At 60.3% G+C, this 17,019-nt stretch carries 16 protein-coding genes, 1 tRNA gene and 1 pseudogene; 7 read left to right on the top strand and 11 right to left on the bottom strand.

All coding sequences use genetic code 11. The annotated features are described in order from the left end of the window. Positions 1-80 precede the first annotated feature (80 nt). The 4 genes and pseudogenes from QTL94_RS04050 (at position 81) to QTL94_RS04035 (ending at position 3,694) form a co-directional block, all read left to right on the top strand. Positions 81-1,301 (top strand): phosphopentomutase, encoded by a 1,221-nt coding sequence (locus QTL94_RS04050; RefSeq protein ID WP_289800677.1) that lies wholly within the window; start codon positions 81-83, stop codon positions 1,299-1,301. Continuing rightward, on the top strand, positions 1,298-2,266 hold the full coding sequence (locus QTL94_RS04045; protein WP_289800676.1) for an adenosine deaminase: 969 nt from the start codon (positions 1,298-1,300) through the stop codon (positions 2,264-2,266). Before QTL94_RS04050 ends, QTL94_RS04045 begins: the two co-directional genes overlap by 4 nt. 106 nt (positions 2,267-2,372) lie before the next feature. After that, positions 2,373-3,002, top strand: coding sequence for a uracil phosphoribosyltransferase (gene upp, locus QTL94_RS04040; protein WP_065691052.1), 630 nt, complete (start codon positions 2,373-2,375; stop codon positions 3,000-3,002). A gap of 121 nt (positions 3,003-3,123) precedes the next feature. Further along, positions 3,124-3,694 (top strand): annotated as a pseudogene (locus QTL94_RS04035) (TIGR02281 family clan AA aspartic protease). 3 nt (positions 3,695-3,697) lie between these two features. On the opposite strand, the gene deoA reads toward QTL94_RS04035, so the two are convergent. From deoA to QTL94_RS03990, 9 genes are all read right to left on the bottom strand, one after another. Further along, complete coding sequence (gene deoA, locus QTL94_RS04030; RefSeq protein WP_289800675.1) at positions 3,698-5,005, bottom strand: thymidine phosphorylase; 1,308 nt, start codon at positions 5,003-5,005, stop codon at positions 3,698-3,700. A gap of 1 nt (position 5,006) precedes the next feature. Continuing rightward, positions 5,007-5,783 (bottom strand): deoxyribose-phosphate aldolase, encoded by a 777-nt coding sequence (gene deoC, locus QTL94_RS04025; protein WP_289800674.1) that lies wholly within the window; start codon positions 5,781-5,783, stop codon positions 5,007-5,009. Next, positions 5,780-6,586, bottom strand: a complete 807-nt coding sequence (locus QTL94_RS04020; protein ID WP_289800673.1) for a purine-nucleoside phosphorylase — start codon at positions 6,584-6,586, stop codon at positions 5,780-5,782. The genes deoC and QTL94_RS04020 overlap by 4 nt, the downstream gene beginning before the upstream one ends. Continuing rightward, positions 6,583-6,972: a cytidine deaminase gene (locus tag QTL94_RS04015; protein ID WP_289800672.1), complete on the bottom strand. Its 390-nt coding sequence runs from the start codon at positions 6,970-6,972 to the stop codon at positions 6,583-6,585. Before QTL94_RS04015 ends, QTL94_RS04020 begins: the two co-directional genes overlap by 4 nt. Positions 6,973-6,976: 4 nt before the next feature. Further along, complete coding sequence (locus QTL94_RS04010) at positions 6,977-7,948, bottom strand: ABC transporter permease (protein WP_289800671.1); 972 nt, start codon at positions 7,946-7,948, stop codon at positions 6,977-6,979. Between the two features lie 12 nt (positions 7,949-7,960). Then, on the bottom strand, positions 7,961-9,064 hold the full coding sequence (locus QTL94_RS04005) for an ABC transporter permease (protein ID WP_065691045.1): 1,104 nt from the start codon (positions 9,062-9,064) through the stop codon (positions 7,961-7,963). A 7-nt stretch (positions 9,065-9,071) separates the two neighbouring features. Continuing rightward, positions 9,072-10,583, bottom strand: a complete 1,512-nt coding sequence (locus QTL94_RS04000) for an ABC transporter ATP-binding protein (RefSeq protein WP_289800670.1) — start codon at positions 10,581-10,583, stop codon at positions 9,072-9,074. 69 nt (positions 10,584-10,652) lie between these two features. Further along, positions 10,653-11,645: a BMP family lipoprotein gene (locus QTL94_RS03995; protein ID WP_289800669.1), complete on the bottom strand. Its 993-nt coding sequence runs from the start codon at positions 11,643-11,645 to the stop codon at positions 10,653-10,655. Positions 11,646-11,979: 334 nt separating this feature from the next. Further along, entirely contained in the window at positions 11,980-12,297 is a 318-nt protein-coding gene (locus QTL94_RS03990; RefSeq protein WP_113520547.1) for a hypothetical protein, read from the bottom strand. 228 nt (positions 12,298-12,525) lie between these two features. On the opposite strand from QTL94_RS03990, the gene QTL94_RS03985 reads away from it, so the two are divergent. From QTL94_RS03985 to QTL94_RS03975, 3 genes are all read left to right on the top strand, one after another. Then, a tRNA-Ser gene (locus QTL94_RS03985) sits at positions 12,526-12,615 on the top strand. Positions 12,616-12,950: 335 nt separating this feature from the next. Beyond that, positions 12,951-13,571, top strand: coding sequence for a L,D-transpeptidase (locus tag QTL94_RS03980; protein ID WP_354666048.1), 621 nt, complete (start codon positions 12,951-12,953; stop codon positions 13,569-13,571). 162 nt (positions 13,572-13,733) lie between these two features. Further along, positions 13,734-14,516 (top strand): TIM barrel protein, encoded by a 783-nt coding sequence (locus QTL94_RS03975; RefSeq protein WP_289800668.1) that lies wholly within the window; start codon positions 13,734-13,736, stop codon positions 14,514-14,516. A gap of 35 nt (positions 14,517-14,551) precedes the next feature. Here QTL94_RS03975 and QTL94_RS03970 read toward each other — a convergent pair whose 3' ends face one another. Both QTL94_RS03970 and QTL94_RS03965 read right to left on the bottom strand, forming a co-directional pair. Beyond that, on the bottom strand, positions 14,552-15,718 hold the full coding sequence (locus QTL94_RS03970) for a GNAT family N-acetyltransferase (protein WP_289800667.1): 1,167 nt from the start codon (positions 15,716-15,718) through the stop codon (positions 14,552-14,554). 276 nt (positions 15,719-15,994) lie between these two features. Next, a complete protein-coding gene (locus tag QTL94_RS03965; RefSeq protein ID WP_289800666.1) occupies positions 15,995-17,011 on the bottom strand; it encodes an Lnb N-terminal periplasmic domain-containing protein in 1,017 nt (338 codons plus the stop codon). Between the last annotated feature and the right edge of the window lie 8 nt (positions 17,012-17,019).

Genomic DNA, 17,019 nt, shown 5'->3' with positions numbered 1-17,019 from the left:
CAGCGAAATTTGCCAACCCCCTATCGTCGTTATATGGCTTATCGCCGGCCTGCGGGTCGCTCGCTTCAGTCAGGTGATATATGCCGCGTGCTTTTCTGTTCGTTCTCGATTCCTTCGGAGTGGGTGGTGCGCCCGATGCAGCCGCCTATGGTGACGAAGGCTCCAATACGCTTGGCCATATCGCGGAGTTCTGCGCCGCCGGCGCGGGCGATCGCGAAGGTCTGCGCTCCGGGCCGTTGACCCTGCCGAACATGTCGGCGCTTGGCCTGCTGCATCTCGCAAAGGCAGCGTCAGGGGCATTTCCTGCCGGAATGCCGGTGCCCGAGAAGGTGTATGCAACGTTCGGCTCTGCCAACGAGGTCTCTCGCGGCAAGGACACGCCGTCCGGCCATTGGGAAATCGCCGGGTCCCCCGTTGCTTTCGACTGGGGCTATTTTCCCTCGGAGGGCGAAGCCTTCCCTCCCGAATTCGTGGAAGCGCTCTGCAAGGCTGCTGAAGTGCCCGGTATCCTGGGCAACTGTCATGCCTCCGGGACAGACATTATCGCGCGTCACGGCGAAGAGCATATCCGCTCGGGCAAGCCTATCTGCTACACCTCTTCGGATTCCGTCTTCCAGGTCGCGGCACACGAGATCTATTTCGGTCTCGACAGGTTGATGACCTTCTGCGCGATCGCCCGTGCACTGCTGGATCCGTACAACATCGGTCGCGTCATTGCCCGACCGTTTGTCGGCGATGCGAAGTCCGGCTTCACGCGCACCGGAAATCGTCGCGACTTTTCGGTTCCCCCGCCCGAGCCCACGCTTCTGGATCGCCTCGTGAAAGAGGGGCGCACGGTGCATGCTGTCGGCAAGATCGGTGACATCTTCGCCCATCAGGGCGTGTCGCGCGTCATCAAGGCAAACGGCAATCAGGCGCTCATGGACGCCACGCTTGTTGCCATGGATACCGCCGAGGACGGCGACCTCATATTCACCAACTTCGTCGATTTCGACATGGTCTACGGCCACCGTCGCGACGTGCCGGGTTACGCCGCCGCGCTGGAAGCGTTCGACGCACGACTGCCAGAAGTTGGCGGCAAGCTGAAGCCGGGCGATCTCGTCATCCTCACGGCCGACCACGGCTGCGATCCGACCTGGCGCGGCACCGATCACACCCGCGAGCGGGTGCCGATCATTGCATATGGTCCGGGGTTGCGGCCGATCGACATCGGTATTCGCAGCACCTACGCCGATATCGGCGAAACGATAGCGCGGCATCTGCGTATTCCCGCAGGCCCGCACGGGAGAAGCTTTTTATGACATCGCATTTGAAGAAGGTCGAACTGCACTGCCATCTCGAAGGCGCTGCGCCGCCGGCGCTGACCCTGGCGCAGGCGAGAAAGTATAACATCGACGTCAGCGAATATCTGAAGGACGGCACATACGTCTGGCACGATTTCGCAAGCTTCCTCGAATGCTACGACAAGATTTCCGAGGTCTATAAGTCAGCGGAAGACTACGCGCTGCTGACCGAAACCTACCTTGCCGAGCTTGCCGATGTAGGGACCATCTACAGCGAACTGATCGTTTCGCCGGACCATGGAAAGCGCATTGGGCTCGGTGCGGATGCCTATATCGACGGTGTCTGCGAAGGGATTCGTCGCGCCAGGGAAACAAGCGGCATCGAAGCCCGGCTGATCGTCACCGGCGAGCGGCATTTCGGCCCTGATAGCGTCGTTGGCGCGGCCGAATACGCTGCCAAGGCACAGAAGCCCTTGATCACGGGCTTCAACCTTGCCGGCGAGGAGCGCATGGGGCGCGTGGCCGATTATGCCCGTGCCTTCGACATCGCCCGCGATATCGGCCTCGGCCTCACGATCCATGCTGGCGAGGTATGCGGCGCCTTCAGCGTTGCGGATGCACTCGACGTCGTGCGTCCGGCGCGTATCGGTCACGGCGTGCGCGCAATCGAAGACAGCGCCCTCGTCAGCCGCCTCGCCGATCTGGGAACGGTGCTGGAGGTCTGCCCCGGCTCGAACATCGCCCTGAAGGTCTTCCCGGATTTCGCCTCTCATCCGCTGCGCAAGCTCAAGGAGGCAGGGGTACGGGTGACGATCAGCTCCGACGATCCGCCGTTTTTCCATACCTCCCTGAAGCGGGAGTACGATCTCGCCGCCAGCGCTTTTGGCTTCAGCGATGCCGAAATCGACCAGCTGACGCGGACGGGCATCGAGGCGGCATTCGTGGATGAGGAGACACGCCAGGCGCTCTTGGCTCGAATTTAGGCCTTGGAGGCTGGGGATAGAGCTGCAAATCATCCTCCACACTTGCAGCGGATGCGATTTCCATGAAAGAAACATCCGATAAGAACAATGAAGAAAGGGCTCGGCCATGGACGGCGTGACTGTCATCGATCATCCGCTTGTACAGCACAAACTCACCATCATGCGTCGCAAGGAAACGTCGACCGGAAGTTTCCGTCGCCTGCTGCGCGAGATCTCGACGCTGCTCTGCTACGAGGTCACCCGCGATTTGGAACTGACCATGGAGACGATCGACACGCCGCTTGAGACCATCGAGTCGCCGATTCTCGAAGGAAAGAAGCTCGTGTTTGCTTCGATCCTGCGTGCCGGCAACGGTTTGCTGGAAGGTATGCTCGACCTCGTTCCCTCGGCCCGCGTATCGCACATCGGCGTCTATCGCGACCATGAAACGCTGCAGGCGGTCGAATACTTTTTCAAGGCGCCCGAGGATATTGCCGAGCGCCTGATCATCGTCGTTGATCCGATGCTCGCAACTGGAAACTCCTCCATTGCGGCGATCGAGAAACTCAAGGAACGCGGCGCGCACAACATTCGCTTCCTCTGCCTCCTAGCCGCACCCGAAGGCATCAAGAATTTCCGCGAAGCGCATCCCGATGTACCGGTATTCACCGCGTCGATCGACAGAAAGCTGAACGAGAAGGGCTACATCGTGCCCGGTCTCGGCGATGCTGGCGACCGCATGTACGGGACGAAATAGTTAGTCTTTGTTTACCATGTAAGAGGTGGCGCGCAGCCCGAAATCACATTTCGGGCTGCTTGCGTTTTGGCGTTAGGAACTTGTCAGCAAATACGGCGTAGCCCTGAAATCATGGCCTCGCATGATGCGTGGTTTATACAGGAAGGATTTCTGTCTCCATGCTCGTGCGTACCGTCATATTCGCAAGCGTCGCCGCGGTGTTTGCCTCTCAGATTCCTTCCATGTTGGGAAGCAATCAGCTTCGTCCCGGAAACACCGCCTCCGCGAATTTCGTCTCCGGCTCAGTCGAGCCAGTCCAAACGCCCGCAGTCGCCATGAATGGCGGGGCAATGCGCTTGAAGGCCGACGCACAAGGCCACTACACCGGCGAATTCAGGATCAACGGAAAGGCAGTTCAGGGTCTGATCGATACAGGCGCGACTTACGTTGCTCTGAATGAGAGCCTCGCGCGACGTCTCGGCTATACCGCCAATCAGCTTGATTTCCGCTATGCCGTCAACACTGCCAACGGTCAGACGAAGGCCGCGCATGTCACGCTGGATCGGGTAGAAATCGGCGGTATCCGCGTTCGCGGAGTCGAAGCCTTCGTGCTGAAGGATGATGCACTGTCGTCCACGCTGGTCGGCATGAGCTTTCTTCAGAAGCTCGCCTCCTATTCCGTCGCCGACGGATCACTCAGCCTCAAGCAGTAACGCCTAGATTCGCTGGCAGATTACCGCTGGCAACGGTGGTGCGCTGTCTTCGATCGCATAGCTTGCTGTAACGGCAACAGCTGCGGCTTCCGCTGCGGCGTCGGTGGCGGCGTGAACCGTCGCGATCGGATCTCCTGCCTCGACGAGCGTGCCAAGCGACAGCAGATCGGAGAAACCGACACGATGGTCGATCCGGTCGGTAGGGTGCCGCCGCCCGCCACCAAGGTCGATCACAGCCATGCCGATCGCGCGCACATCGCAACCGCCAAGCCAGCCTGCTCGCGGCGCAGGTACGATCCTGGTAACCGGAGCCTTGGACAGGTAGTTGTCCGGCTTCTCCAGGAGATCGGCTGGTCCGCCCAGAAGGTGGATCATGCGGGCAAAGGTCTCGGCCGCTCGGCCCGAGGAAAGCGCCTCGGCTGCCCGTGCTTCGCCGGCTTCAAGGGTGGGCGCGACACCCGATTTGACGAGCATCTCGGCCGCAAAGGCAAGGACGACTGTTTCAAGCCGCGTGCCATGCTTCTTCCCGGCCAGGAAATCGATGCAGTTCCAGAGTTCGACGACGTTGCCGGCAGCGTCGGCCAGCGGTTGGTTCATGTCGGTGATCAGCGCCGATGTCCGCACGCCGGCGCCGTTTGCGACGTCCACCAGCGAGCGTGCCAGCGTCTCGGCATCGCGGGGATCGGACATGAATGCCCCGTTGCCGACCTTGACGTCGAGAACCAGCGTCTGCAGCCCGGCAGCAAGTTTCTTCGAAAGGATCGACGCCGTGATGAGGGGGATGGAATCGACCGTGGCCGTGACGTCCCTGATTGCATAGAGCTTGCCATCGGCCGGCGCGAGCGCGCTCGTCTGGCCGATGATGGCGCAGCCGGCCTCCCGCACGGTCTTACGAAAGTGCGATGCGTCAGGAGTGATCGAATAGCCGGGAATGGATTCGAGCTTGTCGAGGGTGCCGCCCGTATGCCCCAGCCCGCGCCCTGAGATCATCGGCACCGCTAGCCCGCATGCCGCGGCGATAGGGGCGAGCATCAGCGAGACGTTGTCGCCAACGCCGCCCGTGGAGTGCTTGTCGGCGATCGGTCGATCGACGTCGTGCCAGTCGAGCCTGTCGCCGGAACGCGCCATGGCCAGCGTCAGCGCGACGGTTTCGTCACGCGTCATGCCGTTGAACCACACCGCCATGGCAAACGCGCCGATCTGACCGTCCGAGAGCTTCCCCGCCGTCAATGCGGCGATGAACGACTGGATATCCTCCGCCGAGAGCGTTCCGCCGTCCCGCTTCTGACGAATGATCTCCTGCGGGATCATGCTAGTAGCTCGAGGCTGCCGCAGGCGTCGATTGCGACCCGCCAAGAACGGCGAGAATATCGTCCAGCAGGCCGGAGGCGCCGAAGCGGAACGTCGAGGGCATCGTCCAGTCGGGCGCCATGATCGTCTCGGCGAGGCTCAGATAGAGAGCGGCATCCGCGACGGATCCAATGCCGCCGGCCGGCTTGAAGCCGACCTTGCGGCCGCTATGCCGGATGACGCGCAGCATGATGTCGGCCGCTTCGAGAGTGGCATTCACGGCCACCTTGCCGGTCGAGGTCTTGATGAAATCCGCGCCCGCTTCGATGGCGAGTTCCGACGCCCGGCGGATCAGCGCCGTGTCCTTGATCTCTCCCGTCTCGAGGATGACCTTGAGCAGAACGGGTTCCTTGCACTCAGCGCGCACCGCCGAAACCATGTCGGTCACGGCCTTTCCACTGCCCGCCATGAAGCTGTGATAGGGGATGACGAGATCGATCTCGTCGGCGCCATCGGCGATTGCTTCGCGTGTCTCGGCGCACACGTCCGCAACTTCCATGTCGCCGGACGGGAAATTGACCACCGTGGCAATGCGAACCGGGTGACCGGCTCCGAGCAATGCGCGCGCATGCGCCACGAAACGCGGCCAGATACAGATGGCAGCCGTGTTGCCGTAGGGCGTCTGAGCGCGGGCGCACAGCGCATCGATCTGCGCCTCGGTGCAGCCATCCTTGAGATTAGTCAGATCGAGGAGGGACAGGGCAACGGCGGCGGTCTCTTTGAGAGAGTGAATGGTCATTGTTGTTTTCCTTCTCCCGCGATCATTTCTTTCAGAACGGTGGCGAGCCGCGCGCCACCGATGGGCGCCATGTCCTTGGTTTCGTCGTGGCTCAACTCGGCGCCGGTCATGCCCGCTCCATAGTTGGTGATTACCGAGGCAGCTGCAACCCTCATGCCCAGCATCCTGGCAATGATCACCTCCGGCACCGTCGACATCCCGACCGCGTCCGCACCGAGAATGCGCGCCATGCGGATCTCTGCCGGTGTCTCGAAGCTTGGGCCGGAGAACCACATGTAGACACCGTGCGACAGCGCGATGTTCGCCTTTTGCGCAGCCTTGTTCATTGCCTGGGCGAGTTCCGCATCATAGGCGTTTGTGAGGCCCACGAAGCGGCGGTCACTTTCCTCGCCGATCAGCGGGTTCATGCCCGAATAGTTTATGTGGTCGGTGATCTGCATGACCGAGCCGGGGGGCATGTCCTGTCGCAACGATCCGGCGGAATTCGTAAGGATGAGTTTATCCACGCCCAGCCCTTGCAGCACCTCGATCGGCAGCCGCATCGCGCCGGCGTTGCCGTGCTCGTAGAAATGAACACGGCCGGAGAGCATGATGACAGGCGTGTCGCCGAGCTTGCCGGCAACCACTTCACCGGCGTGACCGGAAACAGCACTGACGGGGAAGCCGGGCAGATCGTGGTAGGCGACGCGAACCGGATCCGCCAACTGGCCGACAAGCGAACCGAGACCGGAACCGAGGACGATCCCGTACCGTGGTGCGAGCCCACCGAGTTTTTCGGTGAGCAGGTCGAGCGCCGTGGTCATCCGAGTTCGGTTTCGAAGCTGAAAGGAAGCAGCTCGTCCATCGTCATGGTCTTCTTCACGCCGACCTCGTCACATAGGTAGATCTTTGTGTCCTTGGTGGCGAACTCGGAGATCTTCTGCCGGCAGCCGCCGCATGGCGGGCAGAGCGGAAGTTTCTCCGCGATTACGGCCATTTCGACGATCTTCTTGGCGCCGCCCATAATCATGGCGCTAATCGCCGTCGGTTCCGCGCACCAACCCTGCGGGAAAGACAGGTTCTCGATGTTGGCGCCGGTGTAGACCTTGCCGTCTTCGGCGCGGATGGCCGCGCCGACGGGGAATTTCGAATAGGGCGCATGCGCGAATGCCATGGCGCCACGGGATGCTTCGAAGAGGTCGTGAGACATGGTCTTAGCGCTCCTTGACATAGGGTACGCCGCCGGCCTTCGGCGGGATTGCTTTTCCGATAAAACCCGCGAGCAGCACGCAGGTGAGGATATAGGGCAGGGCCTGGAAGATCTGCACCGGCACCTCCCCAACACCAGGAATCGGCTTGCCTTGCATGAAATTGCCGAGTGCGTCGAGAAAGCCGAACAGCAGGCAGGCGAACATGACGGGCACCGGCTTCCACTTGGCGAAGACGAGAGCGGCGAGCGCGATATAGCCCTTGCCGGCCGACATGTCCTTGATGAAAGCCGCCGACTGCGCGATCGCCAGATAGGTACCGGAGAAGCCGCAGAGGATACCAGCGCACATGACGGCGCGATAGCGAAGCCAGCTGACGGACACGCCTGCCGTATCGACGGCGCCCGGATTTTCACCGACGGCGCGAAGACGCAGGCCAAAGCGTGTCCGATAGAGGACCCACCACGACAAGGGTACAGCGACGAAGGCGAGGTAAGTCAGGATATTGTTGCCCGAGATCACGTTCGCATAAAGCGGCCCAATGATCGGCACCTCGCGCAGGGCATCAGCGCCAGGCAGCGTGATCGGCGAGAAGCGTGCTTCCCCGGCCAGCTGTGGCGTCCGCCCACCCTGGCCGAACCACGCCTGTCCGAGGACAATAGTGATGCCGGCGATGAAGAAGTTGATGGCGACGCCCGAGATGATCTGGTTACCGCGATTGGTGATCGAGGCAAATCCATGCACGATGCTGAGCGCAACGGAGCAGATGATACCGGCGCCAAGACCGAGCCAGGCGGAGTCTGTGAGATAGGCAATGCAGGCTGCGGCAAAGGCCGAGCCAAGCATCTTGCCTTCCAGGCCTATGTCGAAGATGCCCGCGCGCTCTGAAAACAGACCGGCGAGAGCGGTGAAGATCAGCGGGATCGACAGGCGTATGGTCGAGCTCAGCATGCTGAGGAAGATGTCATAATAATCCATCGGCCGCTCTCCTTACGCGCGCTTGAACTGTTGGTAGACGCGCACAAGCGCTGGACGGAACATGTATTCGAGAGCACCGGCAAACAGGATGACGAGACCCTGGATGACGAGGATCATCTCGCGGGTGATGTTCGGCATCTCGAAGGAGATCCAATCACCACCCTGATAAAGGATGCCGAAGAGGATTGCCGACAGAACGATCCCGACGGGATGGTTTCGACCCATCAGCGACACGGCAATGCCGACGAAACCGGCGCCGCCAACGAACTCCACCTGCAGGCGCGCTGAAGAGCCCATGACGGGGTTGAGCGCCATCATGCCGGCCAGTGCGCCGGAAAGCAGCATGGCGATCATGACGGTGCGCGCATAGGGAATGCCGGCATAGGCTGCGGCACTCGGGCTGACGCCAAGCGTGCGCATTTCGAAGCCGAGTTTGGTGCGCCAGATCAGCAGCCAGACGAAATAGGAAGCGACTAGCGCAATGATGAAGGAAACGTTGAAGGGCGCCGCACCGAGCTTTGCCCCGAACATGTTCATCAGCCAGCCGAGCTTCGGCAGCTGTCCGCCTTCCAGGAAGGTGCGGGTCTCCGGAGCCATCTTTCCAGGCACGATCAGCACGTGCACCAAGAGATAGACCATCAGCGCAGCGCCGATATAGTTGAACATGATCGTTGTGATGACGATGTGGCTGCCGCGCTTGGCCTGCAGGAATGCCGGAATGAAGGCCCAGGCCGCACCGAAGAGGCCGGCACCGACGACGGCGACCGGCATGGTCACATACCACGGCACGTAGTTGTCGAGGGCGAGCGCCACCAGTGCGCAGCCGAGACCGCCGAGATAGGCTTGGCCTTCCGAGCCGATGTTGAACAGGCCCGCATGGATTGCGACCGCCACCGAGAGACCGGTGAAGATGAAGCTTGTCGCGTAGTACAGCGTGAAGCCGATGCCTTCGCCGCTGCCGAGTGATCCTTCGATCAAGAGGGACAGCGCGCCAAGCGGGCTCTCGCCGATTAGCCAGACGACGAAGCCCGAGATCAGGAAGGCGACGAGCAGGTTCAGGATCGGGATGAGGCCGTAGTTGATCCAGTTTGGTAGTGGAACGGATGCAGTGCTCATTAAGGCCTCACGCGGCAATGCCGGCCATCATCAGGCCGAGGGTCTGTTCACCGGCATCGGGCGTCTTCTCGCCGACGATATGGCCGGCGAACATGACAAGGATACGGTCTGAAAGGGCGCGGATTTCGTCGAGTTCGACGGAGACAAGCAGGATCGCCTTGCCCGCGTCGCGCATCTCGATGATCCGGCGGTGAATGAATTCGATGGCGCCGATATCGACGCCGCGGGTCGGCTGGCCGATGATGAGCGCCGTCGGGTCGCGTTCGATTTCGCGGGCGACGACAATCTTTTGCTGGTTACCGCCCGAGAAATTGGCGGTCTTCAGCCGTGGGTTCGGCGGCCGGATGTCGTATTTCTCGATCTTCTCCATGGCGTCCTTGCGGATTGCCTCGAGATCGAGCAGCGGGCCTTTGCTGTAGGCCGGCTTGCGGTGATAGCCGAGCACCGAGTTCTCGTATTCCTCGAACTTCAGCACCAGACCCATGTGGTGACGGTCTTCAGGAATATGCGCGAGGCCGAGTTCGCGTAGCCGCGCCGGATCGGCCTTGTCGATCGGCTGGCCGTCGAGCAGGATTTCGCCGGAATGCGGCTTGCGGATCCCTGCGATTGCTTCCAGCAACTCGGACTGTCCGTTGCCGGCGACACCTGCCACACCGACGATCTCGCCGGCGCGCACGTCGAAGGATACGTTGTCGACCATGACGACGCCGCGGTTGTCCTTCACTGTCAGATTGCGCACCGACAGGATGACCTTGCCGGGATTGGCCTCGCCCTTCTGGACGCGGAGTAGCACGCGGCGGCCAACCATCAGTTCGGCCAGCTCCTCGACCGTCGTCTCCGCAGTCTTGCGGGTAGCCACCATCTCGCCGCGGCGCATGACCGACACCGTATCGGTGATCGCCATGATCTCGCGCAGCTTGTGGGTGATGAGAATGACCGTCTTGCCCTGATCGCGCAGCACTTTGAGGATGCGGAAAAGGTGATCGGCTTCGGCGGGCGTCAGAACGCCGGTCGGCTCGTCGAGGATCAGGATCTCGGCGCCGCGATACATGGCTTTGAGGATTTCGACGCGCTGCTGCAGACCGACGGGGAGCTGCTCGATCAGCGCATCCGGGTTGACCTCCAGGCCGTATTCCTTTTCCAGCCGCTTCAGTTCAGCACGTGCCGATGCCACGCCCTTGGCGAGCAGGGCTCCGCCTTCGGCGCCGAGCATGATGTTCTCAAGCACCGTGAAATTGTCGACCAGCATGAAGTGCTGGTGCACCATGCCGATGCCTGCGGCGATTGCCGCCTGGCTGTCCTTGATCGTCACGGCGTGGCCGTTGACCCGGATCTCGCCTTGGTCGGCGTGGTAAAAACCGTAGATGATCGACATCAACGTCGATTTGCCGGCGCCGTTTTCCCCGATGATGCCGTGGATCGTGCCTTTGGCGACGGTGAGGTTGATGTCCTTATTAGCGTGAACGGCACCGAATTTCTTGTCGATGCCCACGAGTTCGATAGCGGGCGTGTCTGTCACTGCAGGCTCCAAATACGAAAAGGGCGTATGGCGAAAAAGATTCCGCCATACGCCCGTCTCAGTCGCGAATCACTTCGGGCAAGCGTTGTCCGTGGTGTAGTCGTGAATCTTGATGGTTCCTGCGATGATGCCTTCCTTGGCTTTGTCGAGCGCAGCCTGCATCTCAGGCGTGATCAGCGCCTTGTTGTTGTCGTCGATAGCAGCGGCAACGCCGTCTTCCTTGACGCCGAGCGCCAGAACACCGCCGGTGAACTTGTCTGCCTTGACGTCGCTGAAGCCGTTGTAGACGGCGAGGTCAACGCGCTTGACCATCGATGTCAGGACCGAGCCCGGATGCAGATGGTTCTGGTTGCTGTCGACGCCGATCGAGAGCTTCTTGTTGTCGGCCGCCGTCTGCAGAACGCCGAGGCCGGTTGCGCCAGCTGCCGCGTAGATGACATCCGCGCCCTGGTCGATCTGGTTCTTGGTGAGCTCGCCACCACGGACCGGGTCATTCCAGGCAGCTCCGGTCGTGCCGGTCATGTTCTGGAACACTTCGATCTTGGCGTTGGCAGCGCGTGCGCCCTGCTCGTAGCCGCACTCGAACTTGCGGATCAGCGGAATGTCCATGCCGCCGACGAAGCCGACCTTGCCGGTCTTCGAAGCGAGGCCGGCCAGCGTGCCGACGAGGAAGGAGCCTTCTTCTTCCTTGTAGACGACGGAGCGAACGTTCGGCTTGTCGACGACGGCGTCAACGATCACGAACTTCGTGTCGGGGAATTCGGCTGCGACCTTCTCGATAGCGGAGGTCCAGGCGAAGGAGACTGCGATAACCGGGTTGAAGCCGCGGCTTGCGAAGTTGCGGATGGCCTGTTCACCCTGGGTGTCGCCGGTCGGTTCGAAATCGCGATAGGCGATCCCGGTTTCTTTCTTGAACTTTTCGGCGCCGTTGTAGGCTGCTTCGTTGAATGACTTATCGAACTTCCCGCCGGTGCCGTAAACGAGAGCAGGCTTTACGTCGGCAGCGAGCGCTGTCGTCGACATTGCTGCCACGGCAAGGAGAGTCAGAAGGGATTTTTTCATGAGTTGCAGCCCTATTGTTTCTAATTGTTTGGGGTCCTCCCGCAAGCCTGTTTTCAGGCATGTCTGCGGAACCACCGACCTCCCCCCGGAGGCCTGGCTTGGCGCATCCTTGCATGGCTCAAAAGAAAATTCACGAGAAATTTTTCGGCTGGTAAAAATTTGCTGCCATTGCCAAAAATCAGCTCACGCGGGCTGATTTTTGCGCAAAATCATCGCTCGGTTGCGATTTTTCTAATCAGATCGTGGCTTTTGGCCATGCGGAGTTCACTGAAACTGGCCAGCTATGCAACCGGCTTTTCATCGGTGCCGATCCCCTCGCAAGAGCCAAGGATAGCTACGCTGCGAAGCGCCCAGCCACGGCAGGCTTCTTGTAGCCGACCATCCACAACAGCAGCGACAGGACCAGAAATACGGCAAAGGCGGGCTGCAGCATCAGCCATTGAAAAGCCAGCGTGTAGAAGCGCGGATGAATGTAGTAGGCAATGGAGGATTGCAGGGCATCCAGCGAAGACGGGCTCAGATCCGCCCACGCATCGCCCATCGGCGTGATCACCACGGCAGAGGCTGCAACGGACTGGATGGAGTCGATCGTTCCGGCAATAACAGCAACGGCCAATGCAACAAGACTTGCCAAACGCAACAGGAAACGCATCGATCTCTCCGGCCATATAATGCACCGGACCAGGTCCGGTCAGCCGCGCCATTTTCCATCCTGTCTGCACGATAACGACAGACCGGTGGAACCGCAATGGAGGCCTTCCCGGCACTTTTACCGGAAGAAGTCAAAAAACTGTTAGATTTAGGTTGATCCCTGAAAATTCCTCGGTATATATCGCGCCGTTCCAACGATTTGCGCCCAAGGGTGTCAAATCAAGCAGCAGGACAGGTGGCCGAGTGGTTTAAGGCGCACGCCTGGAACGCGTGTGTACGTGAAAGCGTACCGTGGGTTCGAATCCCACCTTGTCCGCCACTTTCTCCAGAGAGTAGCCATTATCTTTCGTCATGCCGGCGCTGCCTTCAGAGGCTGCAGAGTTCTTGCCGTGGCCGTTTGCTCGTCATGTGCTTCCGCTGTTGCGCCCAATCAACAGCTTGGGCTGAACCCTCGGGAAGCTTCCCTGTATTTCCTCCAGTGAACACAATTTGGTCACCGATGAGCGGCCAGGGAGGAGGATCACAGATTACCTCTCTCATTCGGATATCTAAAAATTGCATTCGCATTCCATTCTTCGGCCGCTCCTGGCAGTGGCCGGCGTTTCGCTTCTTGCGTCCTGTACGCAACTTCCCGACCAGCCTATCGATGTCGCCATGCCCAAGCCGCCCGCGGTCGCGGCCGTAGTGCCGGCCGCTGAGGATGCCGTGTCCAGGCCCGGGCGCCCCGTCGACAGGCCCGACTACCCGTTGATCTATGCCGGCCTGGATGAAAGCGATTATCGTCTCCCGGCGATCGAATATGCCAAGGTCGATCCACGCTATCTTCGCCAGGAGGTCGACTACGAGAGCGACGAGCCCGTCGGCTCGATCGTGGTCGATACCGAGGCGAAATTTTTGTACTTCATTCTCAAGGACGGTCGGGCGATCCGCTATGGCGTCAGTCTCGGTGCGCAGGGCCGGGCGTGGAAGGGGCGCGCCATCATCCAATGGAAGCGGAAGTGGCCGACATGGACGCCGACGCCTTCGATGATCGGTCGCAATCCCAAGCTGGAGCAGTGGAAGCAGGGCATGCCTTCGGGGCCGCAGAACCCCTTGGGCGCGCGGGCTCTCTATATCTTCCAGGACGGGCAGGACACGCTGTATCGCATCCATGGATCGCCGGAGTGGCAGACGATCGGCAAGAATGCGTCGTCTGGCTGTGTGCGGATGTTCAATCAGGACGTCATCGACCTCTACGATCGGGTGAAGGGCAAGGCGACGCTCGTGGTCAAATAGTTAAGCCGCGAGTCGACTGATCGGAAGACTATCGGGAACTGCGCAAAGCGACGCGGACAATCCGCGCCTTGCAGCAACGCAGGAGCGTGGCGGCGATGTTGCGCAGTTTCCGAAGACAAGGCTATGGTGCGCGCCGGAGAGAGACCCGACGCGGAGGACATCATGAATTCGCCATTCCAACTGGCCGCTTGTGCCGAGATGCTCTGGCGCGATCGACCGATCGAATGGCGCGCGAGCCGGCTGAAAGAGCTTGGCTTTGGCGTCGGCCTCTGGAACTGGCCGGAACATGACTTGGCGAAGCTGGAAGCAACTGGCGCCACCTTCACGATCATGAACGGGTATCTTCAGGGGCGCCTCACCGATGATGAAGGCGCCGCCCAACTGCTGAAGACGGCACGCGAAACGGCGCAGGTCGGCAAGCGGCTGGGTGTCCAACGCCTCAATCTCCACGGAACGGGTCTTGGCGAGGGTGGTCTGCCGGTTCAGCCCGTTGAAGTGGTCACCGGGCCGATGTGGCTGAAGGCGCGCGAGACGCTGTGCCGCATCGTTGAATTGGCCGAGGAAGAGAATGTTACGTTCACTCTCGAGAACCTCAACCTGCCCGTCGATCATCCGGGCGTGCCCTTCGGGCGCGCCGAAGATACGCTTGCCCTGGTCTCCAGCGTGGACCATGAGCGCCTGCGGCTCAATCTCGACCTCTACCACGCGCAGATCGGCGAGGGAAACCTGATAGAACTGTGCCGGAAATGCCTTCCATGGATAGGCGAGATACAGGTGGCCGACGTTCCGGGGCGCAAGGAGCCAGGGACAGGCGAGGTCAATTGGCGAGGGATTGCGACCGCGTTGAAGGCCATGGGCTATGCCGGCCCGGTGGGAATGGAAGCCTTCGCGTCCGGCGATCCGGAAGCGGCACTCGAAGCCTTCCGTCTTGCATTCTCCGTCTAGGCAGGCTCACGGATAAAGGCACGGATCTTGAAGGATCAAGATGGAGGCGCCGACGGATTTTTCCTTGGATCGACAATGGGCCTCATATGTCTCGCCACATAGGGAGCGGCGCGACGATTGAGGTGCCACAATTGCGTGGTTATGTTTCCGACCAGCGTTTGTGGAATATGGTAGCTCGCGACGTCAACTTTGTTATTTCGTGACCAGAAGAGCTTGTACCGCTCGCTTCCCACGCCGAAATCAACGTCCTGACGCCTTTCGAACGCGATCTTCATCCAGAACTCGTCGAGCACGATCCCCGGTGAGTATTTGGCGAATTGAGGATCCGAGTGGAAGCCGGCGATGATCAATTCCATATGAGAGACGCCGTGGGCAAATAGAGTGATTGCCAACGGCTTCTTGTCGATCAGCACGGCATAGATTCGCATCGTTTGGACGTTTTTCGGATCCGTAATCCAGCGCGCGATGAAATTCCGGTAGGCCTCTGATGACAGCCACTCACCGTGCTTGCCGACCGTATCCGCCCAGACTTTCTTTTGGCTGAACATCCAGTCCATCAAGTCGACCGCGTGATCCGGATCGGTTACCGGGTTCACCGCCTCGAACTCCAGATTGCCGAGTTCGGAAAGCTTCTTGCGCTTGCGCTTGAGTTGTTGCCGGGAATTCGCGCTGAATATTTCTTTCGTATACGCCTCCCATTCCGTATGGTCCTGCAAGTCGGCAAAAGGTGCGATGTCCATCTCGCCATCGCTGCCGTGGCTTGTGTGGACGAACTCATCGAGCGGCGATCCGATCTTGACGAACGGCATATGGATTATGTCGGCCTTGGAGTCGCGCGCGATCGTCTGCCACGCAAGCCCGACGTTTCCGCGAAAATCGGAATCGGGATCGACGAGGATGTCTGTTACTTCCGCTGCGTTGGGGCCAAGAGGACGGAGCATCCACAGTGGCCCCTTGCGGTATTTCAACAGCGGAAAGACAAGGGTCAATCTGCCGTTGTCGCGAATAACGATGCAGAAGAGCGAGCGGCCGGCCGGCCGGGCAATCTCGTTCCAGCTGTGATAGGCGGTCGAGTAGCTTTGATAGAAAGAGCCCTTGGCTTTCAGCCACAACTCGTTCCACTCCGACTCTAATTCCGCCATCTGGTTAGCGTCGGTGACAACAACACATGTCTTTCCAGCAACGTCTTTCGGCTTGAGCATTTTGATTGTTCATCCGTGGGCGATCGCTACATTATGTGTACTAAACCTGTCCACTTTTTTATTTAGTTAATCATACATTAGCAAACTATATATTTGGATTAACCCAAATGCGGTATTGCAGGTCGCAGCGGCAATGCGCCTCCTATGGTCGTTTCTGAGGTCATGGCGAGGGGTTGGCCTAAATCCAGCGGTTGGTTTTTATGCGTGACTACTCCCAAATAGCGTGCAGCGGCACACTGGACCTCGTTTGAGGCAGTGGGGTGTCTCCCGTGGATTTCAGGGCCGTTCAGGCGCCAGAGGCGACGGTACACCGACGCGTATCGCCTTCGAGAAGTTCGCGGAAAGCCCGTCGTCACGAGCGCGCTGGTCGATATGAGCAGCGGCCTTCAGGGCGGAGAGCGGTACCGATGTGTCCAGTGCGCCGTGATCATAGGCGTAGTCAGGAAGGTAGCCGTTAACGATCAGGCGCCAATCGAACGGCAGGGCATCTCCGACTAGGCGCGCCATCTTCACGACGGTCGTGGTGCAGTTGGTGGCGATCGAATTGTAGAACCTTGGCGTCTTGGCAAGCTCGTTGGCTTGAGCCACGTACTCCCGCAACAGCGCCCGTGCCCGATCCGGCGTTGCCGCGAGTCGATAGAGCTGAACATCTTCGCCACGGAAGTTTGAACGGACGCCGACGACATCGCGCTCGTCTGCGGCGATGATCACCAGCGGGTTGCTCTTGAAAAGGTCAGCGAGCGGCGAGAAAGCACCTCCGACCCGCCGCCGGACTTCGATCGACCATGGCAGCTGCGTGCCGTCCTCGAAGCCGAAGCTGAAAATGACATGGGCCATCTCCGGTCCGGCCCAATAGGACATGAACATGTCGAGTGTCCGGAGCTTGCTCAGGTCGTAGGTTCGCGTCGCCCAACGCTCGGTAAAGTCGGTCTTGCTGCGCCAGTCGAAGTCCCGGACATTGGTCAGGGTCAGCATGTCGCCGTTGAACTCACCCGTCACTTGGCGTGCGACATCCGGCGCCCACGCCGCTTCCTCCACTGGCTTGAGGGTGTTCCACCAGACCAGGATCAGCCCGAACACCGCTGCGAATGTGAGAAACGCCTTGAAGCGCCACGGGCCGAAGAGTGCGGTGATTGTGAAGGCACCGAAGAGGGCGAACAGCCCCGCGGCGACGCCTCTCCCGAATGCGGGGGCCGGCAGCCGATACCACAATGCGAGGCTCGCCCAGGCAACTCCCAAGGCGATCAGGAGTGCGACGGCAACAGTCAGAATGGCCCACGCTACACGACGCAATCCTGTCT

The sequence above is a fragment of the Rhizobium sp. S96 genome, assembly GCF_030382195.1.
Taxonomy (GTDB): domain Bacteria; phylum Pseudomonadota; class Alphaproteobacteria; order Rhizobiales; family Rhizobiaceae; genus Rhizobium.
The sequence above is the reverse complement of the archived record's forward strand: the minus strand, read 5'-3'. Positions and strand labels throughout refer to the sequence as shown.